The 26,336-nt window shown below is 68.8% G+C and carries 22 protein-coding genes, 1 tRNA gene, 1 pseudogene and 1 riboswitch; of the genes and pseudogenes, 14 read left to right on the top strand and 10 right to left on the bottom strand.

Annotated elements, in window-relative coordinates; all coding sequences use genetic code 11:
* Positions 1 to 201: 201 nt before the first annotated feature.
* Positions 202 to 1,374 carry a phosphoglycerate kinase gene (locus AC3ARF_RS12065; protein WP_498928241.1) on the top strand — a complete coding sequence of 391 codons (1,173 nt, stop codon included), beginning with the start codon at positions 202 to 204 and terminating at the stop codon, positions 1,372 to 1,374.
* A 95-nt stretch (positions 1,375 to 1,469) separates the two neighbouring features.
* Positions 1,470 to 2,120: an HAD-IIIA family hydrolase gene (locus AC3ARF_RS12060; protein WP_498928240.1), complete on the top strand. Its 651-nt coding sequence runs from the start codon at positions 1,470 to 1,472 to the stop codon at positions 2,118 to 2,120.
* Positions 2,121 to 2,127: 7 nt separating this feature from the next.
* Here AC3ARF_RS12060 and AC3ARF_RS12055 read toward each other — a convergent pair whose 3' ends face one another.
* Positions 2,128 to 2,718 carry a GNAT family N-acetyltransferase gene (locus AC3ARF_RS12055; protein WP_498928238.1) on the bottom strand — a complete coding sequence of 197 codons (591 nt, stop codon included), beginning with the start codon at positions 2,716 to 2,718 and terminating at the stop codon, positions 2,128 to 2,130.
* A gap of 62 nt (positions 2,719 to 2,780) precedes the next feature.
* Between AC3ARF_RS12055 and pyk the strand changes: the two genes are divergently transcribed.
* From pyk to AC3ARF_RS12040, 3 genes are all read left to right on the top strand, one after another.
* On the top strand, positions 2,781 to 4,247 hold the full coding sequence (gene pyk / locus AC3ARF_RS12050; protein ID WP_498928236.1) for a pyruvate kinase: 1,467 nt from the start codon (positions 2,781 to 2,783) through the stop codon (positions 4,245 to 4,247).
* 66 nt (positions 4,248 to 4,313) lie between these two features.
* The gene (locus AC3ARF_RS12045; RefSeq protein ID WP_498928234.1) at positions 4,314 to 5,072 is read left to right on the top strand and encodes a hypothetical protein; all 759 of its coding nucleotides are present in this window, start codon (positions 4,314 to 4,316) and stop codon (positions 5,070 to 5,072) included.
* 189 nt (positions 5,073 to 5,261) lie between these two features.
* On the top strand, positions 5,262 to 6,269 hold the full coding sequence (locus tag AC3ARF_RS12040; RefSeq protein WP_498928232.1) for a class I fructose-bisphosphate aldolase: 1,008 nt from the start codon (positions 5,262 to 5,264) through the stop codon (positions 6,267 to 6,269).
* Positions 6,270 to 6,332: 63 nt separating this feature from the next.
* Here AC3ARF_RS12040 and cysK read toward each other — a convergent pair whose 3' ends face one another.
* Positions 6,333 to 7,289 (bottom strand): cysteine synthase A, encoded by a 957-nt coding sequence (cysK, locus tag AC3ARF_RS12035; RefSeq protein ID WP_498928230.1) that lies wholly within the window; start codon positions 7,287 to 7,289, stop codon positions 6,333 to 6,335.
* A gap of 295 nt (positions 7,290 to 7,584) precedes the next feature.
* On the opposite strand from cysK, the gene AC3ARF_RS12030 reads away from it, so the two are divergent.
* The 4 genes from AC3ARF_RS12030 to AC3ARF_RS12015 all read left to right on the top strand — a co-directional run bounded on the left by AC3ARF_RS12030 (position 7,585) and on the right by AC3ARF_RS12015 (position 14,688).
* Complete coding sequence (locus AC3ARF_RS12030) at positions 7,585 to 8,751, top strand: efflux RND transporter periplasmic adaptor subunit (protein ID WP_498928229.1); 1,167 nt, start codon at positions 7,585 to 7,587, stop codon at positions 8,749 to 8,751.
* Positions 8,752 to 8,757: 6 nt separating this feature from the next.
* Positions 8,758 to 11,883 carry an efflux RND transporter permease subunit gene (locus AC3ARF_RS12025; protein ID WP_498928227.1) on the top strand — a complete coding sequence of 1,042 codons (3,126 nt, stop codon included), beginning with the start codon at positions 8,758 to 8,760 and terminating at the stop codon, positions 11,881 to 11,883.
* A 227-nt stretch (positions 11,884 to 12,110) separates the two neighbouring features.
* Positions 12,111 to 13,619, top strand: a complete 1,509-nt coding sequence (locus tag AC3ARF_RS12020) for an alanine/glycine:cation symporter family protein (RefSeq protein ID WP_498928225.1) — start codon at positions 12,111 to 12,113, stop codon at positions 13,617 to 13,619.
* 250 nt (positions 13,620 to 13,869) lie between these two features.
* Positions 13,870 to 14,688 carry a TrmH family RNA methyltransferase gene (locus AC3ARF_RS12015; RefSeq protein ID WP_498931867.1) on the top strand — a complete coding sequence of 273 codons (819 nt, stop codon included), beginning with the start codon at positions 13,870 to 13,872 and terminating at the stop codon, positions 14,686 to 14,688.
* A 97-nt stretch (positions 14,689 to 14,785) separates the two neighbouring features.
* On the opposite strand, the gene AC3ARF_RS12010 is transcribed toward AC3ARF_RS12015, so the two are convergent.
* The 4 genes from AC3ARF_RS12010 to AC3ARF_RS11995 all read right to left on the bottom strand — a co-directional run bounded on the left by AC3ARF_RS12010 (position 14,786) and on the right by AC3ARF_RS11995 (position 17,876).
* On the bottom strand, positions 14,786 to 16,204 hold the full coding sequence (locus tag AC3ARF_RS12010; protein WP_498928224.1) for a M28 family peptidase: 1,419 nt from the start codon (positions 16,202 to 16,204) through the stop codon (positions 14,786 to 14,788).
* 109 nt (positions 16,205 to 16,313) lie between these two features.
* Positions 16,314 to 16,721, bottom strand: coding sequence for a large-conductance mechanosensitive channel protein MscL (gene mscL, locus AC3ARF_RS12005; RefSeq protein ID WP_498928222.1), 408 nt, complete (start codon positions 16,719 to 16,721; stop codon positions 16,314 to 16,316).
* Between the two features lie 46 nt (positions 16,722 to 16,767).
* Positions 16,768 to 17,502: a fumarylacetoacetate hydrolase family protein gene (locus AC3ARF_RS12000; protein WP_498928218.1), complete on the bottom strand. Its 735-nt coding sequence runs from the start codon at positions 17,500 to 17,502 to the stop codon at positions 16,768 to 16,770.
* 80 nt (positions 17,503 to 17,582) lie between these two features.
* Positions 17,583 to 17,876, bottom strand: coding sequence for a hypothetical protein (locus AC3ARF_RS11995; protein ID WP_498928216.1), 294 nt, complete (start codon positions 17,874 to 17,876; stop codon positions 17,583 to 17,585).
* A 73-nt stretch (positions 17,877 to 17,949) separates the two neighbouring features.
* Here AC3ARF_RS11995 and AC3ARF_RS11990 point away from each other — a divergent pair, with 73 nt between their 5' ends.
* A complete protein-coding gene (locus AC3ARF_RS11990; protein ID WP_498928214.1) occupies positions 17,950 to 18,303 on the top strand; it encodes a Rieske (2Fe-2S) protein in 354 nt (117 codons plus the stop codon).
* Between the two features lie 44 nt (positions 18,304 to 18,347).
* Here the strand turns inward: AC3ARF_RS11990 and AC3ARF_RS11985 are convergent, their stop codons facing one another.
* The 4 genes from AC3ARF_RS11985 to thiS all read right to left on the bottom strand — a co-directional run bounded on the left by AC3ARF_RS11985 (position 18,348) and on the right by thiS (position 22,366).
* Positions 18,348 to 20,189 (bottom strand): SLC13 family permease, encoded by a 1,842-nt coding sequence (locus tag AC3ARF_RS11985; protein ID WP_498928212.1) that lies wholly within the window; start codon positions 20,187 to 20,189, stop codon positions 18,348 to 18,350.
* 23 nt (positions 20,190 to 20,212) lie between these two features.
* Entirely contained in the window at positions 20,213 to 20,956 is a 744-nt protein-coding gene (trmB, locus tag AC3ARF_RS11980; RefSeq protein ID WP_498928210.1) for a tRNA (guanosine(46)-N7)-methyltransferase TrmB, read from the bottom strand.
* Between the two features lie 30 nt (positions 20,957 to 20,986).
* Entirely contained in the window at positions 20,987 to 21,793 is an 807-nt protein-coding gene (locus tag AC3ARF_RS11975; protein WP_498928208.1) for a thiazole synthase, read from the bottom strand.
* Between the two features lie 185 nt (positions 21,794 to 21,978).
* Positions 21,979 to 22,068, top strand: a riboswitch (cyclic di-GMP riboswitch).
* 97 nt (positions 22,069 to 22,165) lie between these two features.
* The gene (gene thiS / locus AC3ARF_RS11970) at positions 22,166 to 22,366 is read right to left on the bottom strand and encodes a sulfur carrier protein ThiS (RefSeq protein WP_498928206.1); all 201 of its coding nucleotides are present in this window, start codon (positions 22,364 to 22,366) and stop codon (positions 22,166 to 22,168) included.
* A gap of 220 nt (positions 22,367 to 22,586) precedes the next feature.
* Between thiS and AC3ARF_RS11965 the strand changes: the two genes are divergently transcribed.
* The 4 genes and pseudogenes from AC3ARF_RS11965 to rimK all read left to right on the top strand — a co-directional run.
* Positions 22,587 to 24,383, top strand: a complete 1,797-nt coding sequence (locus tag AC3ARF_RS11965; protein ID WP_498931865.1) for an autotransporter domain-containing protein — start codon at positions 22,587 to 22,589, stop codon at positions 24,381 to 24,383.
* A gap of 74 nt (positions 24,384 to 24,457) precedes the next feature.
* Positions 24,458 to 24,531 (top strand) — tRNA-Gly (locus tag AC3ARF_RS11960).
* Positions 24,532 to 24,693: 162 nt separating this feature from the next.
* Complete coding sequence (locus AC3ARF_RS11955) at positions 24,694 to 25,170, top strand: ATP-dependent zinc protease family protein (protein WP_498928204.1); 477 nt, start codon at positions 24,694 to 24,696, stop codon at positions 25,168 to 25,170.
* Positions 25,167 to 26,036: pseudogene (rimK, locus tag AC3ARF_RS11950) on the top strand (30S ribosomal protein S6--L-glutamate ligase); the annotation flags it as partial. The gene AC3ARF_RS11955 and the pseudogene rimK, both read left to right, overlap by 4 nt.
* Positions 26,037 to 26,336: the final 300 nt, after the last annotated feature.

Here is a 26,336-nt window from a genome sequence, read left to right as displayed (position 1 = left end):
ATGCCTTGCTCCCGGTTGGCAGCGCCAGACGGGGTCGTGCAAACCCCTAGAACGCGTCGGACGCCCCTCCCCCCTACCCGGGATCCTCCGGTGCTTGCGGGAGAGGTGAGTGTTTGCCCCCCGGGCGAGCGGGCGGGACAATAGCCGGCTGATGCCGGGCGAGCCCCCGGTCCCCCCACTAGCCATCCACCGGAACCGCCCATGTCCATCGTCCGCATGACCGACCTCGACCTCGCCGGCAAGCGAGTGTTGATCCGTGAAGACCTCAACGTGCCCATCGAGGACGGCCGCATCACTTCCGAGCAGCGCATCACCGCCTCGCTGCCGACGATGAAGCTGGCGCTGGAGAAGGGTGCGGCCGTGATGGTCACCTCGCACCTGGGCCGCCCGAAGGAGGGCGTGTGGTCCGAGGCCGACTCGCTGGCACCGGTGGCCAAGCGCCTGTCCGAACTGCTGGGCATCGACGTGCCGCTGGTCAAGGACTGGGTCGATGGCGTGGACGTGCAGCCGGGCCAGCTGGTGCTGCTGGAAAACTGCCGCATGAACGTCGGCGAGGGCAAGGACGATGAAGCCCTGTCGAAAAAGTACGCCGCGCTGTGCGACGTCTATGTCATGGACGCCTTCGGTACTGCGCACCGCGCGCAGGCCTCGACCCACGGCGCGATCCGCTTCGCCAAGGTCGCCGCCGGCGGACCACTGCTGATGGCGGAACTGGATGCGCTGGCCAAGGCACTGGAGCATCCGGCGCGCCCGCTGCTGGCGATCGTCGCCGGCAGCAAGGTCAGCACCAAGCTGGAGTTGCTGTCCTCGCTCGTGGGCAAGGTCGACCAGCTGATCGTCGGGGGCGGCATCGCCAACACCTTCATCGCCGCCATGGGTCATTCGGTCGGCAAGTCGCTGGTCGAAATGGACCTCATCGATACCGCCAAGCAGATCATGGCCGATGCCAAGGCCCGCGGCGCCGACATACCGGTGCCGACGGACGTGGTGGTCGCCCCGGCGTTCGCCGCCGACGCACCGGCCACGGTCAAGGCGGTCGACGCCGTCGCGGCCGACGACATGATTCTCGACATCGGTCCGGACACGGCCGCTGCCTACGCCGCGCTGATCGCAAAGGCGGGCACGGTGGTGTGGAATGGCCCGGTAGGCGTGTTCGAGTTCGACGCGTTCGGCAAGGGCACCGAGGTGCTGGCGCGAGCGATCGCGGCGTCGGAGGCATTCTCCATCGCCGGCGGCGGCGACACGCTGGCGGCCGTGGACAAGTACGGCATCGAGCAGGAGGTGTCCTACATCTCCACCGGCGGTGGCGCGTTCCTCGAATTCCTGGAAGGCAAAGAACTGCCGGCAGTGACGGCGCTCAAGGCGCGCGCCTGAGTCGGACCGCACCTGCGCGGCGCCGATTGACGGCAACGATCACGCGGCGGGCCGGTGCAGACCGGCCCGCCGCGTTTCCCCACCCAGAGGTTCCGATGGCACATCCCGCGCCCACGCTGTTCTTCGACATGGACGGCACGCTGATCAACTCGGCCGTCGGCATCACCCGCTGCGTCGCGCATGCACTCTTGTGCATGGGCCTGGAGGTACCTCCGCACGAGGAACTGCGACGCTGGATCGGCCCCTCGCTGCGCACCAGTTTCGCGCCCTTGCTGCATGACGCGGCGCGGGTGGAACAGGCGGTGGAACACTACCGCGAGCGATTCGAGACCCACGGCTGGGCCGAGCATGAGTTGTATGCCGGTATCGATGAGGCCGTGCGCTCGCTGCATGCCGCTGGCCACCGCCTGGCCATCGTCACCGCCAAGAACGAGCCACACGCGCGCAAGATCGCGGCGCACCTGCCGTTCGGCCACCTGTTCGAGGATGTCATCGGCGCGACGCCCGACGGCAGTCGCAGCCACAAGCCGGAACTCATCGAAGAGGCGTTGCGCCGGCTGGCGTTGCCCCCGGAGCAATGCGTGATGATCGGCGACCGGCACATGGACATCGAGGGCGCGCGCCACCATGGCATGCGCAACATCGGCGTGCTGTGGGGCTTCGGCGGCGAGGTGGAGTTGCGCGCGGCGGGTGCGGTGCACCTGGCGTCATCGCCCGCGCAATTGCCGCAGTTGGTGGCTGCCTAGTCGCTCGTCATCGCGACGCGCCTAACCACTCCCGGGCCAGCAAGCCGTACATCGCTGAATCCTGCAGGTCGCCGCCGACGCGCCAGCGCTCACGCAGCAGACCTTCGCGCACGAATCCCAGCCGCTCGACCAGTCGGCACGATGCGGCGTTGCGCGGATCGATGTCGGCCTCGATCCGCCGCAGCCCGAGCGGGCCGAACGCATGGTCGAGTACCTTGCCCAGCACGTTGCGCGCATGGCCGCGTCCCCACTGCGAGGAGTGCAGGGCGTAGCCGATTTCGGCGCGGCCCTGCTCAAGGTTGATGGCGAACAGGGTGATCCCGCCGATGAGGCGATCACTGTCCGCGTCTGCCACCGCCCAGCACAGCAGTCGCGCTGGATCATGCCCAGCGAGTGCACCGGCGAACCGCTCCCGTGCCTGGTCGACGTGCGTCCACGCCGGGAAGCTCCAGTAGCGCATCACCTGCGGGTCCGAATACAGCGCGAAGAAGTCCTGGAGGTCGTCTTCCCGGTGCGGACGCAGGCGCACGCCGCCGGCATCGACTGCGGGCAATGCGGGCGCATCGCGCCGGGCTTCGGGGGGGATCGCGTCAGGCATACGTATTCAATCCAGTCGGTGGCAGGGCTGTGCTAGCGTGAGTCCATTCAGGAAAGTCTGACATGCCCATGACGCTTCGACGCACCAAGATTCTCGCCACCCTCGGCCCGGCCACCGACGCTCCGGGCGTCCTCGATGCGCTCCTCGCCGCCGGCGTCGATTGCGTCCGTCTCAATTTCTCGCACGGGGATCCGGCCAGCCAGATCGCGCGCGCGCACGCGCTGCGCGAAGCCGCAGGCCGCGCCGGGCGCGAGGTCGGCATCCTGGCCGATCTTCCGGGCCCCAAGATCCGCATCGAGCGTTTCGCCGAAGGCAAGGTGCAACTCAAGGCCGGCGACCGCTTCGACCTGGTGGCCCGCGCCGACGCACCGCCGGGCAACACGCAGGAAGTCGGCGTCAGCTACCTCGGCCTGCCGGGGGACGTGAAGCCCGGCGACGTGCTGTTGCTGGACGACGGCATGATGCAGCTGCGCGTGGAGGCGGTGGAGGGCGATCGCATCGTCAACATCGTGCTCAATGACGGCGCGTTGTCGGACCGCAAGGGCCTGAACAAGCTGGGTGGTGGCCTGTCGCTGGGCGCGCTGACCGAACGCGACCGCGAACTGATTGCGGTCGCCGCCGAACTGGGCGCCGACTTCATCGCGGTATCGTTCTGCCGCACCGCCGAGGACATGCACGAGGCCCGTCGCGTGGCCCGTGCAGCCGGCAGCAATGCCGCGCTGGTGTCCAAGATCGAGCGTGCCGAGGCGATCGAGAACCTTGCCGAAATCGTCGATGCCAGCGACGTGGTGATGGTCGCGCGCGGCGACCTGGGCGTGGAGATCGGCGATGCCGAGCTCCCCGGCCTGCAGAAGAAGATCATCCGCGAGGCGCTGGAGCGCAACCGCGTGGTGATCACCGCCACGCAGATGCTGCAGTCGATGGTCGACAGCCCGATCCCGACCCGCGCTGAGGTGCTGGACGTGGCCAACGCGGTCATCGACGGTACCGACGCGGTGATGCTGTCGCAGGAGTCGGCCGCGGGCCGCTACCCGGTCAAGGCGGTGGAGGCGTTGACGCGCATCTGCCTGGGCGCGGAGCGCCAGTTCAACCACGACACCGACTTCGAGGAAGCACCGCGCGGGCTCGAGCGTGCCGACCACGCCATCGCCATGGCGGCGATGTTCCTGTCGGAGCACATCGGCGTGCGCGCCATCGTGGCGCTCACCGAATCCGGCGGTACTGCGCGCTTCCTGTCGCGGTTCCGTGCGCCGTCGCCGGTGTTCGCGCTGTCGCGCCATGCCGACGCGCGCCGGCGCATGGCGCTGATGCGCGACGTGACCCCGATCGCGTTCGACAGCCGCGGCATGGCCTCGCGTGACGCGGCCCGTGGCGCCATCCGCCAGTTGTTCGATGCGGCCCACCTGGTGCCGGACGACCGCGTCATCTTCACCAGCGGCGACACCATGGAGCAGCACGGTGCCACCAACACCCTGCGCCTGCTGCAGGTGGGGCCGGACGGCAGCGCCCAGGGCCTGGGCGAGCTGTAACCGCCGTTCGTCGGCCGCCGGCCATGGCGGTGGCCGATCGGCAGCAACCCGGCCGTTGGCCTGGGCATGTCCCGGAATGGGGAGAGTGCCGTGGCCTGTGCAGCAGCCGTGGGTGCGTCAGAACGGGCTGGCGGTCGCCAGCGTGCCGGCCGAAGCGCGTGGCGGGGCCTGGTGGCCCTGGCTGGCGCGATGGTGATGCTGCTGACCGGCTGCACCACCGTCGGCATGCACACGCGCGAACTCGCAACGGTGGACTACGGTGCGCCGGTCGAGATGCGCGTGTGCATCCTGCAGGCGCCACGGGTGACCGACGCCCGCGTGGCGGAACTGATCGCCGCGGTCAACGACGAGTTCACGCCTTACGGCATCCGCGTGACCGTGCCGTGGGTGCGGCCCTGGGTGCGCCCCGCCCAATCGTTCAAGCACATGTTCGACGACGTGATGCGTCGCGACCTGGAACCGCCGTGCGACCGGTTGGTGGTCTTCGCCGACCGCAACGCCGGCGACGCCCTGCGCGGCATGCTGATGCCCGAGATCCTCGGGGCGGTGGACGACACCACCCACACCCGCGGAATGGTCATCGCCAACCGCGCGACGCTCAACCAGTTGCTGCAATCACCCGAAGGCACCGCGGTCCACGAGTTCTACCACCTGCTGGGCTGTCCCCACGCGATGTCGCTGTCCAAGTGCTACACGCGGATCGCCCTGGTCAAACGCCAGTTCGCCCGCGACCCGCAGTTCTTCCCGGGGGTGCGGGCCGACGGGCGGCTGCTGGTCACCCGCGACGCGGCCAATTCCATGCTGCGCCAAGCACTGGGCCGCTGAGCCGGACCACGGGCGGCGACCCACGAAAGCCGCCAGCGGAATGGGCCCACCACCCGGCCACCAGAATCGAGCGGGCCCGTGAAGGCGAACTTTTCGCTTTTTCCCCAACGACTTGCGCGGGGCGGGCAGGCACGCCCGCGCCGGGCCGGGCTATAATCCCGCCTTTCCCAGCCGCTTCTTCAGGATCCCATGAGCATCGAACAGCTTGCAGAAACCGCCCTGGCCATGGTCGCCCCGGGCAAGGGCATCATCGCCATCGACGAGTCCAACGCCACCTGCAAGAAGCGCTTCGACGGCGTCGGCATCGAGTGCACCGAGGAGAACCGCCGCGCCTACCGCGAGCTGCTCCTGACCACGCCGAAGCTGGGCGACTACATCTCCGGCGCGATCCTGTTCGACGAGACCATCCGCCAGTCGACCAAGGACGGCGTGCCGTTCACCAAGGTCATGATGGACAACGGCGTGATTCCGGGCATCAAGGTCGACAAGGGCACCTTCCCGCTGGCCGGTTTCCCGGGCGAAGTGGTGACCGAGGGTCTGGACGGCCTGCGTGCCCGCCTTGAGGAGTACTACAAGCTCGGCGCCCGCTTCGCCAAGTGGCGCGCGGTGATCAACATCAGCGACGAGACCCCGTCGGGCACCTGCATCGACGCCAACACCCACGCGTTGGCCCGCTACGCCGCCCTCTGCCAGGAGCAGGGGCTGGTGCCGATGGTCGAGCCGGAAGTGATCATGGACGGCAACCACGATCTCGACACCTGCTACGACGTCACCGAAGTGACGCTGCGCTCGCTGTTCGCCTCGCTGCACGAGCACAACGTGATGCTGGAGGGCACCATCCTCAAGGCCTCGATGGTCATCTCGGGCACCACCTGCGCCGAGCAGGCTGGCATCGAGGAAGTGGCCGCGGCCACGCTGCACTGCCTGAAGGCGACCGTGCCGGCCACCCTGCCGGGCGTCGTGTTCCTCTCGGGCGGCCAGTCCGACACCGCCGCCACCGCGCACCTCAACGCCATGAACCAGATGGGCCCGAAGCCGTGGCCGCTGTCGTTCTCCTACGGCCGCGCCATGCAGCAGGCCGCGCTGAAGCTGTGGGCGCAGGACATGGTCGGCAACTACGCCGCCGCGCAGCAGACCGTGTACGAGCGTGCCCGCGACAACGGCCTGGCCGCGCTGGGCGAGTGGAAGGCCGCGTAAGCGACCTCGCCACGTTGCACGACGGAAAACGCCGGTCTCGCGACCGGCGTTTTCTTTAGGGGATCAGGGCAGGCTCGCCAACCACTCGTCGTCCGAGCCCTCGTTCACGTCCTCGAAGAGGAAGGTGCTGAGGTAGCGCTCGCCGGTGTCGGGCAGCATCGCCAGGATCGCCGTCCCGGGGTCGGCGCTGCGCGCCACTTCCAACGCCGCGGCCACGGTCGCGCCTGCGGAGATGCCGACGAACAACCCTTCCTCCGCAGCCAGGCGGCGGGCGGTATCGCGGGCCAGTACGTCGTCGATCGGCAGGATCGCGTCGGCCACGTTGCGGTTGAGCACCTCGGGCAGGAAGTCCGGCGTCCAGCCCTGGATCTTGTGCGGCTGCCACTCCTTGCCCGACAACATCGCCGCGCCCGCCGGCTCGCAGGTGGTGATGCGCACCTCGGGCCGCGCCGCCTTCAGCACCTCGCCGACGCCGGTCAGGGTGCCGCCCGTGCCCCAGCCGGTGACGAAATGGTCCAGCCGGCGCCCGGCGAAGTCGCGCAGGATCTCGGCCGCGGTGGTCTGGCGGTGGTACGCCGGGTTGGCCGGATTGGCGAACTGGCGGGCGAGGAACCAGCCGTGTTCACTGGCCAGCGCCTCGGCGCGCCGGACCATGCCGCTGCCGCGCTCCGCCGCGGGGGTCAGGATGACCTTGGCCCCGTAGGCACGCATCAGCTTGCGCCGCTCGATCGAGAAGGTCTCGGTCATCACCGCCACGAACTTGTAGCCGCGCGCCGCGCAGACCATGGCCAGCGCCACGCCGGTGTTGCCGGAGGTGGCTTCGACCACGGTGTCGCCAGGCTTGAGCAGGCCCTGGGCCTCGGCGTCGAGGATGATCGCGATGGCAAGTCGGTCCTTGACCGAGCCGCCCGGATTGAATGCCTCGACCTTGGCGTATAGGTCGATGCCCTGCGGACCGATGCGGTGGAGTCGCACGACCGGGGTCCGGCCGATGGTGTCGAGGATGCTGTCGTGGATCATGGGGACCTCGGTCGTCGGGGGCCGGCGCGGTGGCCCGGCCGTCAGGGGGAATGACGCGGCACGGGGCGGTGGGAGGCCGAGTCCCACCCGTGCACCAGCCTACGACCGGGGCCGTTCAGGGCTTGTCACGTCCGCCCCGCATCCGAAAGCCGCCCAAACCCGTAAGGGAGGTTGGAAGCCGTCGCCCCAGGCTGGCCGAATCTGGCGGTTGACCACACGGTCAACCAACGTCCTACGCGGGCGTTAACCAGCTGCTACTAGAATCGGGGTCCCCCGCCCGAAATCGGCCCAACGCATGCCTATCCCTTCCCTGTCCCGTGCCGCCTGCGTCCTCGCGCTGGGAGTCACCCTCGGCGCCTGTGGTGGGGACAAGGAAGGCCCGGGCAAGGGCGGCGGTGACCGGCCGACCACCGTCACCACCACGGTCCTGCAGCCCCGCGCCTGGAACGACACCGTCCAGGCGCTGGGCACGGTGAAGGCGCACGAATCGGTCACCGTCACTGCCAAGGTCAGCGAGACCGTGGACGGCGTGCATTTCGACAGCGGCGACGTGGTGCCGAAGGGCGCAGCGCTGGTGACGTTGAGTGGGCGCCAGCAGCAGGCGGCACTGAGCGAAGCACAAGCCAACGCCAATGAGGCGCAGCGCCTGTTCAAGCGCCAGGAAGAACTCGCGGCGCAGCAATTGATCGCGCGGGCCTCGCTGGACAGCCAGCGTGCCACCCGCGATGCGGCCAACGCCCGCGTCGCGCAGATCCGCGCAAACTTGGGCGACCGTGTCATCCGGGCGCCGTTCTCCGGCGTACTGGGCCTGCGCCAGGTCAGCCCCGGTGCGCTGGTCACGCCTGGCACGGTCATCACCACCTTGGATGACACCTCGCGCGTATTCGTCGACTTCCCGGTGCCGGAGGCGGTGCTGGGCCAGGTCGCGCCGGGCCAACGCGTGAGCGGCACCAGTGTGGCCTGGCCGGGACGCACCTTCGACGGCAGCGTGGCCACGGTCGATTCGCGCCTGGACGAAGCCACCCGCGCCGTCATCGTGCGCGGCGACTTCCCCAATGCCGACCGCGCGTTGCGGCCCGGCATGCTGCTGCAGGTCACCCTGAGCCGTCCCGAACGCCAGGCGCTGCTGCTGCCGGAAATCGCCGTGGTACAGGTAGGCAACGCCAGTTATGTGTTCCGGGTGGACGCCGATGGCACCGCCCAACGCGCGGACGTGAAGGTGGGGGCGCGTCGCGACGGTTTGGCGGAAATCATCGAAGGACTCAAGTCCGGCGACCGCGTGGTGGTGGACGGCACCGGCAAGCTGCGCCCAGGCGCGAAGACCGTGGAGGCCAAGGCTGCTCCCGGCGAAGGGGGCGGAACGCCTGGGACACAGCGCGCGGCCGAAGGCGCCAAGGCCCCGGCCCCGCAGGCGGACGCCGGCGCCACGGCGTCATCCACGCCCCCGGCTTCCAGGGGCTGACCGCCCATGCTGCTCTCCGACATCTCGATCCGTCGTCCCGTCTTCGCGACGGTGATGAGCCTGCTGCTGATCGTGCTCGGCGTGATGGCATTCTCGCGCCTGACCCTGCGCGAGCTGCCGGCCATCGACCCGCCGGTGGTCTCGGTGTCGGTCAGCTACCCCGGCGCCTCGGCCGCGGTGGTCGAGACCCGCATCACCCAGGTTCTGGAGGATGCGTTGGCCGGCACCGAGGGCATCGAGACCATCGAGTCGCGCAGCGTCAACGGCCGCTCCGGCATCACCATCGAGTTCAGCCTGGAGCGCGAGATCGAAGCCGCGGCCAACGACGTGCGCGATGCGGTCAGCCGCGTGGTGGACCGCCTGCCTGACGAGGCCGACGCGCCCGAGATCGAAAAGGTGGAAAGCGACGCCGAGACCATCATGTGGCTCAACATGAGCTCGGAGAAGATGGACACCATGGAGCTCAGCGATTACGCCGATCGCTACGTGGTGGACCGCCTCTCCAGCATCGATGGCGTGGCCCAGGTGCGCCTGGGCGGCGGCCAGCGGTACGCAATGCGCGTGTGGCTGGATCGCGACGCGCTGGCGGCGCGCGGGATCACCGTTGGCGACGTCGAAAGCGCCCTGCGCGCCGAGAACGTCGAGTTGCCCGCCGGGCGCATCGAGTCGGCGGACCGTGACTTCACCCTGCGCGTGGCCCGTGGTTACCAGCGTGCCGAAGAGTTCGCGCAGATGCCGCTACGCAAGGGCAACGACGGCTACGTCGTCCGCCTGGGCGACGTGGCCAAGGTGGAACTGGCCTCGGCCGAGCGGCGCGCCTACTTCCGCAGCAACGGCGCGCCGAACGTGGGCCTGGGCATCATCAAGACCTCCACGTCCAATGCGCTGGACGTTGCCAAGGCGGTGCGCGCCGAGGCCGAGCGCATCCAGCCGAGCCTGCCGCAGGGCACGAAGATCTTCGTGGCTTTCGACAGCACGGTGTTCATCGAGGCCTCGGTGGAGCGCGTGTACAGCACGCTGTTCGAGGCGATCGCGCTGGTGCTGATCGTGATCTGGCTGTTCCTGGGCAGCGTGCGTGCGGCGCTGATCCCGGCGGTGACCGTGCCGGTGTGCCTGGTGGCGGCGTTCATCCCGCTTTACCTGTTCGGTTTCTCCATCAACCTGATGACGCTGCTGGCGCTGGTGCTGTGCATTGGCCTGGTGGTGGACGACGCCATCGTGGTGCTGGAGAACATCCAGCGCCGCGCCGACCTGGGCGAACCCCGCCTGGTGGCCTCCGCGCGCGGTACGCGGCAGGTGGCCTTCGCGGTGATCGCCACAACCGCGGTGCTGGTGGCGGTGTTCCTGCCGGTGGGTTTCATGGAAGGCAACACTGGCCGCCTGTTCCGCGAGTTGTCGGTGGCGCTGGCCGGTGCGGTGGCGATCTCGGCGTTCGTCGCGCTGACGCTGACGCCGATGATGTCGTCCAAGCTGGTGCGACCGCACAACCAGGAAAAATCGTGGCGCCTCAACCGCTGGATCAACGGCCGGTTGGACGCGCTGGGTGTGCGCTACCGCCGCTTCCTCGACGGCAGCGTCGAGCGCCCGTGGTTGTTCGGTGCGCTGATGCTGGCGTCATTGGCGGTCAGCGTCGTGCTGTTCAAGGTGGTGCCGTCCGAACTGGCGCCGCCCGAGGACCGCGGTTCGTTCTTCGTCTCGGTGCAGGGGCCGGAAGGCGCCGGCTTCGACTACACCGTGGGCCAGATCCAGCAGGTGGAAAAGGTGCTGGCCGGGCATATCGGCGAGGGCCAGCCGATCCAGCGCGCCAACACGCGCGTGCCCGGTGGCTTCGGCGCCAGCGAGGAGATGCACACCGGGCAGGTAATCGTGTTCCTGCAGGACTGGGACAAGCGCGACGTCAGCACCAACGACGTGGTCGACAGCCTGCGCGCGGAGTTGGGCAAGCTGCCGGGCGTGCGTGCCAACCCGTCGGTGCGTACGGGCCTGGTGCGCAGCCGCGGACAGCCGGTGCAGATCGTGCTGGGTGGGCCGGACTATGCGGAGCTGGCGCAATGGCGCGACCGCCTGTTGGCACGCATGGAGCAGAACCCGGGCCTGTTCTCGGTCGACTCGGACTACAAGGAAACCCGTCCGCAGATGCGTGTCGACATCGACCGCCAGCGTGCGGCCGACCTGGGCGTCAGCGTGACGGCAATTGGCAGCGCGCTGGAATCGATGATGGGCAGCCGTCGTGTCACCACCTTCGTGCAGGACGGTGAGGAGTACGACGTGGTGGTGCAGGCCGGCCGCGAGGGCCGCGCCTCGCCCGCCGACTTGGCCGCGATCCAGGTCCGGGCCCGCGATGGCAGCCTGGTGCCGTTGTCCAACCTGGTCACCCTGCGCGAACTGGCCGAGCCGGGCAGCCTGAACCGCTTCAACCGGCTGCGCGCGATCACCATCAGTGCGGGCCTGTCGCCGGGCTACCGCATGGGTGACGCCATCGAGTGGCTGCAGGGCGTGGTCCGCGAGGAGCTGCCGGAGCACGCGCAGATCGACTGGAAGGGCGAGTCGCGCGAGTACCAGCAGGCCGGCGGCGCGGTGCTGCTTACCTTCGCGCTGGCGTTGCTGATCGTGTTCCTGGTGCTGGCGGCGCAGTTCGAAAGCTTCATCCACCCCCTGGTGATCATGCTGACCGTGCCGCTGGGCGTGCTCGGCGCATTGCTGGGACTGTGGCTGACAGGGGGCACGCTCAACCTGTTCAGCCAGATCGGCATCGTGATGCTGGTGGGCCTTGCGGCGAAGAACGGCATCCTGATCGTCGAGTTCGCCAACCAGTTGCGCGACGAGGGCCGCCGCATCCACGACGCCATCGTGGAAGCCTCGGCCGTGCGCCTGCGGCCGATCCTGATGACCTCCATTGCCACCGTGGCCGGCGCGCTGCCGCTGGTCCTGGCCGGCGGTCCGGGCTCGGCCAGCCGCGCCACCATCGGCGTGGTGGTGATCTTTGGCGTGTCGTTCTCCACCTTGCTGTCGCTGGTGGTGGTGCCGGTGTTCTACGTGCTGCTGGCGCGCTACACCCGCTCACCCGAGGCCGTGACCCGCGAGCTGGAAGAGCAGGAGGCCACCACGCCGCAGGCCGGCGGGCACGCCTGATCCGGCGCGGCCCTTGGCCGTCGTGGCGTCCCGGCACTGCCGGGCGCCACCGGCCGGCGCCATCTACTGGTCCGTGCTGATCCGCCCAGCGTTGCGGTTTTCCCCTGGAATGCGGTCGTCGTGACGGCGCAAACCTGCACCGGACCGTGTCGTACGCCGCCCGATGCGGTTATCGTGGGCGCCTCAAACGCGCCTCCGGGGGGCGCGCCATTTTCGGGGAGACACTGGTGGAATCACTGCTCGCATCAATCAACGGCATCATCTGGAGCAAGGCACTGATCTTCATGTGCCTGGGCGCCGGCATCTTCTTTACCGTACGCACGCGCTTCATGCAGGTGCGCGGGGTCGTCGAGATGTTCCGGCTGACCGTGACTGGGCAGAGCTCCGCGGCGGGCGTCTCCTCCTTCCAGGCGCTGGCCATGTCCATGGCCGGCCGCATCGGCATCGGCAACATCGCCGGCGTCGCCACGGCCATCGCATTCGGTGGTCCGGGCGCGGTGTTCTGGATGTGGGTGATGGGCTTCCTGGGCGCGTCGACGTCGTACGTGGAATGCACCCTGGCGCAGATCTACAAGGTCAAGGACGCGGAGGGGCGCTACCGCGGCGGCCCGGCGTACTACATTGAAAAGGCCATGGGCCTGAAGTGGTACGCGCTGCTGTTCGCGTTCGCCACCATCATCGCCACCGGCTTCCTGATGCCGGGCGTGCAGGCCAACGCCATCGCCGACAGCGTGGCCAACGCCTGCCAGGGCACCGCGCTGTGCGGACCGATGGACGGGCAGTGGATGGGCATGCCGGCGCGTGAGGCGCTGAAGCTGGGGATCGGCACCGGTGTCGCGCTGATGCTGGCTGTCATCATCTTCGGTGGCGTCAAGCGCATCGCCAACTTCGCCGAGGTGGTCGTGCCGTTCATGGCAGGCGGCTTCATCCTGATGGCGCTGACGGTGATGGTGCTCAACGCCGAGCAGGTGCCGGAGATGTTCAAGCTGATCTTCAGCAGCGCCTTCGGCACGCACGCCGCGTTCGGCGCGCTGCTGGGCCTGGCGGTGGAGTGGGGCGTGAAGCGTGGCGTGTATGCCAACGAGGCCGGCCAGGGCACGGGCCCGCACGCCGCCGCCGCGGCCGAGGTCTCGCACCCGGCCAAGCAGGGTTACGTGCAGGCCTTCGCCATCTACATCGACACCATGCTGGTGTGCACCTCCACCGCGTTCCTGGTGCTGGCCTCGGGCATGTACAACGTGCACGCACCCGATGGCGTGGCGATGCTGCACAACGCCCTGCCGGGCGTGGAGGCGGGCCCTGGCTTCGCCCAGGCAGCGGTGGAATCGATCCTGCCGGGCTGGGGCGCCGGCTTCGTGGCCGTGGCGCTGTTCTTCTTCGCGTTCACCACGATCATGGCCTACTACTACATGGCCGAGACCAACCTGACCTACGTGGCCGGCACCGGCCGCACGCACCCGCTCGCGATCCTGCTGCTGCGCCTGGGCATCATGGCGATGGTGGTGTTTGGCGCCTTCCACAACGCCACACAGGCCTGGGCGCTGGGTGACATCGGCGTGGGCCTGATGGCGTGGCTCAACATCATCGCCATCCTGATCCTGCACAAGCCGGCGATGCTGGTCCTGCGCGACTACGAGGCGCAGAGGAAGGCCGGCAAGGATCCGGTGTTCGATCCGGACGCGCTGGGCATCCGCAACGCGGACTTCTGGCGTCGTCCGGGCGGCGGCAACCCCTGACCGGACCATTGTCATGAGCGAACGTCGTCCTCCCCGCCCGGGCCACGGCCGTGGCCAACCGCCGCGACCGGACGGGCCCGCGCGCCCGTGGGGTGAGCGGACGGAACGGCCGCGGTCGGCCCAGCATTCGGACCGTCCGCGCCCGGATGAGCGGCCCGCACCGCCGCGTTCCGCCGATCCCGCGGATCGTGGCGACCGGCCATGGGCGGAACGCGCCCCGCGCGGTCCTGCTCCAGCGCGGGGCCGCGACCTGCCGCCGCGCACCCGGCCAGCCGTCGAATCGACAGAGTGGTCCCCCGCCGAGCCCGGCGGCGACCCCGCCGCTACGCGCGGCCCCCGCGAGCTGCGGCTCTATGGGCTCAATGCCGTGCACGCCGTGTTCGCCAAGCGTCCCGAGGCCATCCGCAAGTTGTATCTGGTCGAATCGCGTATCCCCGCGCTCAAGCCACTGCTGGCGTGGTGCGTGGCGAACCGCGTCGGCTACCGGGTGGTCGAGGACGCCGATCTGGACAAGCTGTCGGCCAGCGCCCACCACGAAGGCGTGGTCGCCGACGTGCTGCGCGCCGAACCGGAATCCTTGTCCACCTGGTTGCGCGACCTGCCCGCGGGCCCGCAACTGGCAATCTGGCTGGACGGCGTGGGCAACCCGCACAACCTCGGCGCAATCCTGCGCTCGGCCGCGCATTTCGGCGTGTCGGCCGTGCTGTTGCCCAAGCATTCGCCGCTGGCCCTGTCAGGGGCTGCCGCGCGGGTGGCAGAAGGTGGCGCCGAGCACGTGCCGCTGGTCCGGCTGGGCCGCACCGACAACGCCCTCGCCCAGTTGCGCGGCGCCGGTTTCATCCTGGCCGCCACGGTGGTGAAGGGTGGACGCGACGTGTTCGCCACTGACCTGCCGCAGCGCGTGGTGTACGTGATGGGCGCCGAAGGCGAGGGCATGGACCGCGAACTGGCCCTTGCCTGTGACCTGCAGGTGTCCATCCCCGGCACCGGCGTGGTGGAGAGTCTCAACGTCGCCTCGGCGACGGCGGTGCTGCTTGCGGCATGGCGCGCACGCCAGCGCAAAGCCTGAAGCCACCTCGTCTGCAGGCGGGGCCTGGTTTGCCCGCGCCGCCAACAACAACGCCCGGCTTGAAGCCGGGCGTTGTTCATTGGTACGTGCTGGCCGGTCAGTCCGTCGCCTGGGCCTTCGGCGCGCTGCCAAAGTCACCCTCGGCCTGCGCCGCAAGATAGGCAAACACCGCGTACGCGGCCACGTTCTGCGCCAGCGCCTGCGGTTCGATCTTGTCGAACGTGTCGTCGGGGGTGTGGTGCAGGTCGAAGTAGTCGCTGCCGTCCTGCGCAAGCCGCGCCCAGGCCAGGCCATCGGCGGCGAAGGGGCTGATGTCCGGGCCGGGGCCGCCTTGGCCGGGCACATGTTCGATGCCCAGCGGAGCCAGCACTGTCGCGATCTGCCGGTCGGCTTCCTGCGCATGCGCTGGTGCCGAACTGGAGTAGGCGTAGATCCGGCCCGCGCCGAAATCGCTCTCCGCCGCGATCTGGTGCTGCCGCAGCGCCTTGGCGTGCTGCTGCGCATAGGCCTTGCCGCCGTACAGGCCCTGCTCCTCGTTGGCGAAGGCCACCACGCGGACGGTGCGCGCGGGCGCCTTGGGCAACTGGCCGATGAGCGCGCCGGCGGCCATGGTCAGGCCCACGCCGGCGCCATCGTCCACCGCACCGGTACCCAGGTCCCAGGAGTCCAGATGGCCGCCGATCAGCACCACCTCATGCGGGCGCTTGCTGCCGCGGATCTCGCCGATCACGTTGTAGGAGGTGGCGGTGCCGGTCCAGCCGCAGTCCAGGCTGATGCGTACCTGCTGCGGGCCACGCTGCAGCAGTCGGGTCAACTGCTGCGCATCGGGCACCGACAGCGCCGCCGACGGAATCGGCGTGAGCCCCTCGTCGAAACGGGTGATGCCGGTGTGCGGCTGGCGGTGCGAGTCGGTGCCCGCCGAACGCATCAGGAAACCGATCGCGCCCTTGCTGATGGCCACCGACGGGGCGCGGCTGCGCACGCGCGACCCAGGGCCGTAGCCGCTGCCATCCCGCGCACGCTCCATGCGGTAGTCCACGAACGCGATCTTGCCTGCCAGCGAGCCCGCGGGGGCGGCTTCCAAGGCCGCCAGGTCGGCAAAGCGCACCACTTCGCCCTCCACCGTGCCGCCCGGGCTGCCGCCCAGCGCGGTCAGCGTCAGCGGCTGCGCGTGCGGCCCCAGCACCTGCGCGTGCTCGGAACGGCGCTCCCATTTCGGAAACGTCACCGGTTCGATCCACACCTTGTCGTAACCGAGCTCACGGAACTTGGCCTGTGCCCATGCGACCGCACGGGCATCGCCCTCGCTGCCCGCCATGCGCGGGCCCACCTCGGTGGTGAGAGATTCGGTGACGCGGTAGCCAAGGTCGCTGGCCAGCGCCGCCTCGCGCAACTGTACGGCCGTAGTGAGGGCCGAAGCGGGTATGCGGGTCTGGCGTGGTGCCGAGGCGGCGGATGCGGCAAAAAGGGTGGCGCTGGCCAGTGCGATGCCAATCGCCGCGGATAGTGCGCGCATTCCGGGTACCTCGAACAGAAAAGACGAAGCCACGAGCGTAACAACCCGTGGCTTCGGCGTGCTGTGCCAACCGTCATGCCACTTTGGTGGCACGGCGGGGCTGGCCGCGTTACTTCTTCAGCGCGTCGCGGATGTCGCGCAGCAGCAGTACTTCCTCGCTGGGCCCGGCGGGCGCGGCATCGGCAGGCTTGCGCATCCGGTTGTAAGCCTTCAGGAACAGGAAGATCACGAAGGCGATCAGCACGAAATCAATCAACGTCTGCAGGAACAGGCCGTACTTCACCGCCACTTCCGCCGCGACTTCCTTGCCCGCAGCGTCCAGTTGCGCCGGGCTGAGCACGTACTTCCAGTCGCTGACACTCACGCCGCCGCTGGCCGCGCCAATCACCGGCATGACGATGCCATCCACCAGCGCCGTGACGATCTTGCCGAAGGCGGCACCAATGACGACACCGACCGCCAGGTCGACGACGTTGCCGCGCGCAATGAACTCCTTGAATTCGCTGACCATGCCCATGGACCGTTGCTCTCCTCTAGGTGGAACGGTGGGTGACGCGGCCCGACTATAACGTGCCGGTGGAAGGCGCCGTCACCCGTCCCTCCAGCGTGACCACGCCGTCCAGCGAGGCCGCGAACGCGTCGCCCACCTGCAAGGGACCCACACCAGCGGGCGTACCCATGAACACCAGGTCGCCGGCCTTCAGCGCAAACAGCTTGGACAGCTCGTGGAGGATTTCCGGCACGGTCCAGATGAGGTCGCTGAGCGCACCGTGCTGGCGCACCGAGCCGTTGATGGTGAGCGTCAGCGAGCGGGCGGCAAGATCGGCGACTTCGCCGGCCGGCACGATCGCACTGACCGGCGCGGACTGGTCGAAGGCCTTGCCCGTGTCCCACGGCAGTCCCTTGGCCTTGGCCGCAGCCTGCAGGTCGCGGCGGGTCAGGTCCAGTCCGACGGCATAGCCATAGACCAGTGAATCGGCATGCGCGGGGTCGAGGATGCCATCGGGAGCATCCGCGCCCAGCGCCACGACCAGTTCCACCTCGTGGTGCAGGTCATGCGTGCCGCGGGCGTAGGGCACCTGCCCATCCAGCACCAGCGCATCGGCCGGCTTGCAGAAGAACACCGGCTGCCCGCGTTCGGCGTGGGAGGCGGGAACGGCCGCGCCCATCTCGCGGGCATGGTCGGCAAAATTGCGGCCCACGCAGAAGATGCGGCGGACCGGGAACGTGGCGGAGAGGTGGCCGCCGAGGCGGACCGGGACGCGGGGCGTGGCCGCCGCCGGGATGACGTCGCTCATGGGAACTCGTGCTGGGGCGAAGCGGCTAGTGTGCTACGCCGCGCGCCTGTCGTCAGCGGCCTTGGGGCCGCGGACCCGCTTCAGCGGTTCTGCGACAAGGCCTGCCGCGTGACCACGCGGTATTCACCTTCCACCACGTTCGCCGCGCGCGCGATCGGCTTGCCACGACGGGCCCACAGGCGGTAGAGAAGGCCGCCACCGATCATGACCGCGCCAATCACCAGGCTGAAGGCCAGCAGCACCAGCACAAGACCCAGTCCGACCAGGCCCAGGGCGAAACGCAGCAGGCGGTGGCGTGGCTTGCGCGGCTCAAAAGCGGAGCGCATGCGCGACTGGAAGGCGAAGCTGTCGAAACGGAAGGCTTGGGCGGACATTCGGTACGTCATGACACAATGGCGCAATACGCCGGTCACCGAAGTATCGTCGACCCCTACCGGCAGAGGTGTGATGGAAGTGTTAAACACGAGCCCCGACCCCCGCCCTTTGCTGGCACTGGATCACATTTCCGAGGGTGGCTTTGCCGAAATCGAGGTCGTGCTGGACGGCGACGCGGAGTCGCTGATCCTCTACCGGGAGGGCGATGCGGTGCGCGCCTGGCTCAACATCTGCCCACATGCCGGGCGCCGCCTGGACTGGGCACCGGGTGAGTTCCTGCGCAGCAAGGATGGACTGCTGGTGTGCGCCGCCCACGGCGCCAGTTTCGAGTTGGGCGGTGGGGAATGCGTGGCGGGCCCCTGCCGCGGCGAAGCGCTGCGCGCCGTCCCGGTCGTGGTGCGCGATGGCGCGGTGTTCCTGGCGTAGCCCAGCGGGTTGGAAGGCCGCATCACGCGCCAACGACACCCAGATCAGAACATCAGGTTGACCATCACCACCGCGATCACGGTGTAGATCAGCGACAGTGGTCCGCCGACTTGCCACAGCTCCTTGCCGGTGTAACCGGCCGGGCCGGTAACCATCGAAATCACCGGGTTCGAGGCGGTCATGAAGTTGTTGGAGGCCGACAACGCCACGATCAGCGCATAGGCAGTGGGGTTGCCCCCCGCGGCCAGGGCCAGGTTGATCGCCAGCGGCACCATCACAATGGTCGCGCCCACGTGGCTGATCACCAGCGAAAACGCGGTGGTCAGCAGGGCCAGCGACAGTTGCAGCACCCACGACGGGGTCCCGTCCGGGAACTGCTCGATGCTGTGTCCGGCCACCCACGCCGCCGCACCACTGGAATCCATCGCCCAACCCAGCGGGATCAGGCACGCCATCAGGAACACCGTCTTCCAGTTGATCGAGGCATAGGCCTCGTCGATGTTGATCACCCCGGTGATCAGCATGCCGGCCACGCCGGTCATCAGCGCGATGGACACCGGCAGCCGCGAGGACAGCGCCAGCAGCATTGCCAGGGCGAAGATGCCCAAGGCGATCTTCAGCTTGTGCGGGCGCTGCTCGCCCTTGGGATAGTCGGTGACCACGACCAGATCCTTGGACTTGGCCGTCTCGGCCAGGTCGGTCCAGATGCCGTGGATGACCATCATGTCGCCCGCGCGCAGGGCCACGTCGCGCACGTTCTCGCGCAACACCGTCTTGTCGCGGTTCACCGCCAGCAGGTCCAGGCCCATCTGCCGGCGCAACGCCAGCGCACGCGCGGTCTTGCCGATGAAGGCGGACGTGGCCGGGATCACCGCCTCGGCGATGCCGGCGCGGCTGGGGTTGAACAGGTCGCCGAAGTTGCGTAGCCGTGCACTCAGGCGCAGGAACTGGTTCTGCGCGAAGTCGCTCACCTGCTCCTTGGGGCCCATGGCGCCCAGCACGCTGCCCACCCACAGGCGCGTGTCGGCCGGCGGCGCCAGGCGCGCGTCATCGCCGCTCTTGAGCGCCAGTATCAGAGGCGCGCCGTGCAGCGCCTCGGCTTCACCCAGCGACATGCCCACCAGCGGGCTCTCGGCGGTGACGGTCAACTCGTAGACATCGCCCTCGATGCCGTAGGCCTTGGCGAAGTAGCTCTGGGTGCGGGCAGGCGTGGCGCCGGTGCCGTCGTCCTCGCGCTCCAGCTTGCTGCCGCGGAAATGGAAGTAGGTCAGCGAGCCGGCCAGCAGCACCAGGCCGATGGGCAGCGGCGCGAACATCTTCAGCGGTTCGATGGTTGCCGCACCCGAGGGCAGGTTGCCATTGGCCGCCAGTAGCAGGTCGTTGAGCAGGATCAGCGGCGAGTTGCCGACCATGGTCAGTCCACCGCCCATCACGATGGCGGCGGCGATGGGCAGCAGCAGGCGGGGCAGGGTCAGGCCGGTGCGCGAGGACAACCGCGAGGCAACCGGCAGGTACAACGCCATCACCGACGGGTTCTGCATGATCGAGGAGTTCAGGCCCGCCACGGCGCCGGTCAGCAGCATCAGCCGCGACTCCACGCCATGCGCGCGACGGAGCAGCCATCCCGCGAGGCGGTTGAGCGCGCCGGTGCGGTCCAGCCCGGCGCCCAGGATCATCGTGGCGATGATGCTCATCACCGCGTTGGAGGAGAAGCCGTTGAAGATCTCCTCGGGGGCCACCAAACCGGCCAGGCCGAGCATCACCAGCACCACCAGCGCCACGACGTCGGCGCGGATGCGCTCGAACAGGAACATCACCATCGTGAAGCCCACCAGCCCGAGCACGAGCATCATGTCGGTGGTGAGCGTCAGCGCGGTGTCTTCCATGCCGTTCGGGTCAGGCTCTCAGGTCAGGTGTCCGCGACGCGGTCGTAGACAAGATCCCACACGCCGTGCCCGAGCTTCTGGCCGCGCGTCTCGAAATGGGTCTGCGGACGCCATTCCGGACGCGGCACCGAGCCACGCGGGCCGGCACGGTTGCTGATGCCGGGCGTCGCGTCGAGCACGTCCCACATCTGCTCTGCATAGTCGTGCCAATCGGTGGCGAGGTGCAAGCGGCCCGTGGGCGCGAGCTTGCGCACCAGCAGGGCGGCGAAGTCCGGATTCACCAGCCGGCGCTTGTTGTGCCGCTTCTTGTGCCACGGATCGGGGAAGTAGATGCGGATCTCGTCGAGGCTGCCGTCGGCGATCTCGTTCTCCAGCACTTCCACCGCGTCGTGGTGGTACACGCGCACGTTGTTCGAGCCGTCCTCGGCCAGGGCATTGAGCACGCGGCCCACGCCCGGGGCATGCACTTCCAGCCCGATGAAGTCGCGCACCTTGTCGTTGGCGCCGGCAAACCGCAGGGCCTCGCCGTTGCCGAAGCCAATCTCCACCACCCGCGGCGCCTGGCGCCCGAACACGGCATCGAAGTCCTTGGGTGTGCCGGCGTAATCCAGGCCGAAGCGGGGCCACAGCGCGTCGAACGCACGCTGCTGCGCCGGCGTGAACCGGCCCTGGCGCAGCACGAAGCTGCGGATGCGGCGGTGCCCTTCCTCGACGGTGAATGGCTTGGGCGGCACCTTGGCGCCTTCGCTGTTGAACGGGTCAGTCATCGATCGCGTGGTCTGTGCAGCGGGCCGATATCAGCCGATGAGGCCGTCGACCGGCGAGGAGGCGCTGGCGAAGCGCTTGCGCGGGATGCGGCCGGCCTTGAACGCGGCGCGGCCGGCTTCCACCGCCAGCTTCATCGCGTGCGCCATCAGCACCGGGTCCTTGGCGCCGGCGATGGCGGTGTTCATCAGCACGCCGTCGCAACCCAGTTCCATCGCGATGGCAGCGTCGGAGGCGGTGCCCACGCCGGCGTCGACGATGATCGGCACGTTGGCGTTCTCGACGATCTCGATCAGGTTGTACTTGTTCTGCACGCCCAGGCCCGAGCCGATCGGCGCGGCCAGCGGCATCACCGCCACGCAGCCGATCTCCTCCAGGCGCTTGGCCAGGATCGGGTCGTCGCTGGTGTAGACCATCACGTCGAAGCCGTCCTTCACCAGCAGCTCGGCGGCGGCGAGCGTCGCCACCACGTCGGGATACAGCGTCTTCTGGTCGCCCAGCACTTCCAGCTTGACCAGCTTGTGGCCGTCCAGCAGCTCGCGCGCGAGGCGGCAGGTACGCACCGCGTCATCGGCGGTGTAGCAGCCGGCGGTGTTGGGCAGGATGGTGTAGCGGTCGGGCGGCAGCACGTCGAGCAGGTTGGGCTGGCCCGGGTCCTGGCCGATGTTGGTGCGGCGGATGGCGACGGTCACGATCTCCGCACCCGCGGCCTCGGTGGCCAGGCGGGTCTGCTCCAGGCCGGTGAACTTGCCGGTTCCGGTCAGCAGGCGGGAACGGTAGGGCTTGCCGGCAATGACGAGCGCGTCGTCGGCCAGCGGAGTAAGGGCGTGCAGGGTCATGCGGGTATGTTAGCAGCGCCGCCCGTCGGTCGAAGCGCTCCGGTGGTCGCGCGTGCCTTGTACTGCCCGTCACGTTGGCCGGATCCCGTGGGCTACCGCGTATCCATAAGTGGGCAGCGCATCGACATCGCCGGCGTTCCCCCCTGTACCCGGCGCAGATCGCGGCCCGCGGCGCAGGCTCGCGAGGTACGAAATGGCACCGCTGGCGCAAGCCAGCTTCGCAAAGCTTCGGGTCCGGACGCTCAGGAGGAGTGGCGGGCGGCCGGGTTACCTCACCTCGCGTGCCTGTCCGCATTGGGTCGCCCCCCCGCCGGGGGCGCGGACTTCGTGCGCACATGCCACCAGCTGCGTTGTTCGCCGGAGCGGGGTCTCTCAGCCGCCGCCCAGCGCGTGCACGATCTCCACCCGATCACCCGCCACCAGCGCCCACTCGGCGTGACGGCTGCGCGGCACGATCTCGCCATTGACTTCGACCGCCACGCGGCGTTCTTGCAGCCCTTCGGCCTGCAGCAGCTGCTGCACGGAGGCGGGCGCCGCCAGCGTGCGCGGCTCGCCGTTCAAGAGAATGTCCATCCGCGCATTGTCGGCGCTTGTTCGCGGCGGAGCCAGTCATGGGAGGCCGCCGGCGCAATTTGTTAAGGAAATGTCGCGGTGCACCTTGTTCCGTGACCGGGGACATGTTTCGATGCGCCATCCGTGCGGGTACGGAGGGGATTCCGTCGCGCGGCAATGATTGCCAGAACGTCTCAACACCATTTCGGGGAATTGAATGAAGAAGCCTGTCCGTACCGCCCTGGCTGCCGCGCTCCTGCTGGCCGCCGCTCCTGCTTTTGCCCAGACCTTCACCCAGACCGTGTTTTTCGGTGACAGCCTGACCGATGCCGGCTATTTCCGTCCGCTGCTGCCCGCCAGCGTGCGCGCGGTGACCGGCCAGTTCACCACCAACCCCGGTTATGTGTGGGCGCAGCACCTGGCGGACTACTACGGCACCACCGCGTCCCCCAACGGCAATGGCCAGACGGGTACCAACTACGCCGCGGGCGGAGCCCACGTGGGCCTCAACGTCACCGGTCAACTCGGTCCAATCCCCTCGCTCGCCACGCAGGTCAATAATTACCTCACCAGCACCGGTGGGCGTGCGGATCCCGGCGCGCTGTACACGGTGTGGGGCGGGGCGAACGATCTGTTCTCCATCACCAATGGTGGCGCCGACCACCAGACCACCATTGCGGCCGGCGTCGCAGCGGAGGTCGGGATCGTCGCCCGCCTGACCGGCGCCGGCGCTCAATACATCCTCGTTGCCACCGTGCCCGACCTGGGTGCCACCCCGGCGTTCCGCGCGCAGGGCCCCTCGGCGCAGGCCATTGGTACCTCGCTGACCACCGCGTACAACAATGCGCTGTTCGGAGGCCTCGCCAGCAACGGTCTGCGCGTGATCCCGATCGACACCTTCAACCTGCTGCGCGAGATCATGGCCTCGCCGGGCACCTACGGCTTCACCAATGTCACCGGCACCGCCTGCCAGCCGCAGATCACCGCCAATTCGCTGACCTGCAACCCGACCAGCCTGGTCACGCCGGATGCGCCCAATACCTACCTGTTCGCCGACGGCGTGCACCCGACCACGCGTGCGCACCAGATCGTGTCGCAGTACGTGGTTTCGGTGATCGAAGGTCCGCGCCAGATGGCGCTGCTGCCCAACGCCGCCTCGATGGTGGGCCGTGCCCGCGCCGAGCGCGTCGCCGCGCAGCTGACCCCGGCCGAGGCCGACGGCATGCGCTGGTGGGCTGACGTGCGTGGCGACTTCCAGCGTTACGGCGAAGGCAACACCTATGACGGCGCCGGCCCGACCCTGAGCGTGGGCGCCAACTGGACTCGCGGCAACGTGGTGTTCGGTGCGTTCGGTGGCTACGGCCAGCAGGCGCAGGACTGGGGCCGCCGCGGTGGCAGCTTCGACCAGTCCGACGCCAGCCTCGGCGGCTTCATCGGCTGGAAGGCCGACGGCGGCCTGTGGGCCAACGCGCAGGCCAGCTACACCCAGCTGGGCTTTGACACCGACCGCGACGTGGTCCTCGGTCCGGTGACCCGCACCCACTCGGCCTCGGTCGATGGCAGCAACGTCAGCCTCGGCGCCAGCGCGGGTTGGGAGTTCGGCGAAGGCTCGCTGCGCCACGGTCCGGTGATTGCCGTGCTGTCGCAGAAGATCGAAATCGATGCATTCGCCGAGAACGACGCGGCCCTGTCGACCTCGCTGGCGTATCCGGAGCAGAGCTTCGACTCGCTGATCGGCTCGGCCGGCTGGCAGGTCAGCGGCACCATCCACGAGCATCTCAAGCCCTACGCCCGCGTCACCTGGGACAAGGAGTTCGAGGATGCGCCGGCGCAGGCCTTCGCGCAGTTGCAGTCGATGCCGAACACGCTGCCGTACGCGGTGCCGGGCCATAGCTTCGACCAGTCCTACGGCACGCTGACCTTCGGTGCGCGCACGCAGCTGCTGGGCATGGATGCCAACCTCGGCACCAGCCTCACCGTTGGCCAGGAAGCTGGCAACCACGCCACCGTGTTCGCCTCGGTGGGCATGGGCTTCTAAGCCCACCGCGCGGTGCCCGGAAGTCGGGCGCCGCGTTGCCAAGCGTGTGGCCCGCGGCATAGACTTGTCGTGTCGCGGGTGTAGTTCAATGGTAGAACTGCAGCTTCCCAAGCTGCTAGCGTGGGTTCGATTCCCATCACCCGCTCCAGACACAACGGCGGTCAGCCTCTTCGGGGTTGACCGCCGTTTTTGGTTTGCAGGCGGCGGCATGTGCTGCCACCGGCGTGCCGGCCGGATGCGTCTGATTCATCGAAGTGTATTCATGCGGCTGGATGCTGGGTGGCGTGGTTGAACGATGCCGGGAGGCGCCATGGGAACGACGGTCGTGCTGGGTTGGCGGGAGTGGGTGTCACTGCCGGGACTGGGCATCGATGCGGTGCGGGCCAAGGTGGACTCAGGCGCGCGCACCTCCGCGTTGCATGTGGATGCGCAGTGGCGGTTCCATGAGCAGGGCGCGCCGTGGGTGGGCTTCCGGGTGAGTCCCGGGGCGCCCGGTCAGGTGGCGGTGGAAGCCGCCGCCCCGATCTGGGACGAGCGACCGGTCACCGATTCCGGCGGGCATCGGACCTTGCGGGCCTTCCTGCGCACGACGTTGGTGCTGGGTGGCGTCGAGCGCGAGATCGAGATGAACCTCGCCGCTCGCCACGGCATGTTGTTCCCGATGCTGCTTGGCCGGACCGCCATGGCGCGCGCGTTCACCGTCGATCCGGCGCGTTCTTTCCTCCACGGCCGCGCGCGTCCTGCCGCTGCGCCGTTTTCCCCGTTTCCTCGGATACCCCTGTCATGAAGCTCGCGATCCTCTCGCGCAACACCAAGCTCTACTCCACCCGGCGGCTGGTGGAGGCTGGCCGCGAGCGCGGCCACACCGTGCGGGTGCTGGATCCGCTGCGCTGCTACATGCGCATCGCCAGCGAGGGCTTCCACATGCACTACAAGGGCCACGAACTGCGCGGTTTCGACGCGGTGATCCCACGCGTGGGCGCATCGGTGACCCGGTACGGATCGGCCGTGCTGCGCCAGTTCGAATTGATGGGTACCTGGTCGCCCAACCCGTCGGACGCGGTGCTGCGCGCGCGCGACAAGTTGCGCAGCCACCAGTTGCTGGCGGCCCAGGGTATCGGCCTGCCGGTCACCGTGTTTGGCGACAACCCCGACGACACAGTCGACCTGCTGTCGATGCTCGGCCCGCCGCCGCACGTGATAAAGCTCAACGAGGGCAGCCAGGGTGCAGGGGTGATGCTCACGGAGAAGCTGTCGGCATCGCGCGGGGTGATCGAGGCGTTGCGCGGGCTGTACGCGCAGTTCGTGGTGCAGGAGTTCATCGCCGAGGCGAAGGGCGCGGACCTCCGCTGCTTCGTGGTCGGCGATCGGGTGGTGGCGGCGATGAAGCGTCAGGCCCCCAAGGGCGACTTCCGCTCCAACCTGCATCGCGGCGGCCAGGCCAAGGGCGTCAAGCCGACCGCGTTGGAGCAGGAGACGGCAATCCGCGCCGCGCAGTCGCTGGGGTTGGGCGTGGCCGGCGTCGACCTGATCCGCTCTGCGCGCGGTCCGCTGGTGCTGGAGGTCAACGCATCCCCGGGGTTGGAGGGGATCGAGGAGGCGTCCGGGGTGGATGTGGCCGGCGCGGTGGTGGAATACGTCTCGCAATCTGTTGCGACGGCCCGACAGTCTTCCCCCAGGAAGATTGCCAAATCGACATTGACGACGCGTTCGGCGATTTTAGGCGAGGATGACTCCAGATCTCCTCGCAGTCCGCGCAAGCGCACCGTCGCGGCCCGACGTTCCTGACCCCGTCTCGGCGATTCGGGTCACACGATTTTAACGGCGCTTTAATCGCACCCTGAGTAGGCTCATCGGTACCGCAGCTTTGCCTCTCCGCGTCAGGTATGGCCCGGGACAGCGGGCTTCGGTATCGGGGCAACACCTTTTGGCCCAGGCGTGGCGATCCCACGT

The organism is Lysobacter sp. KACC 24251 (genome assembly GCF_057747755.1).
Note: the sequence above shows the minus strand (reverse complement) of the source record. Positions and strands in the feature narration are given on the sequence as shown.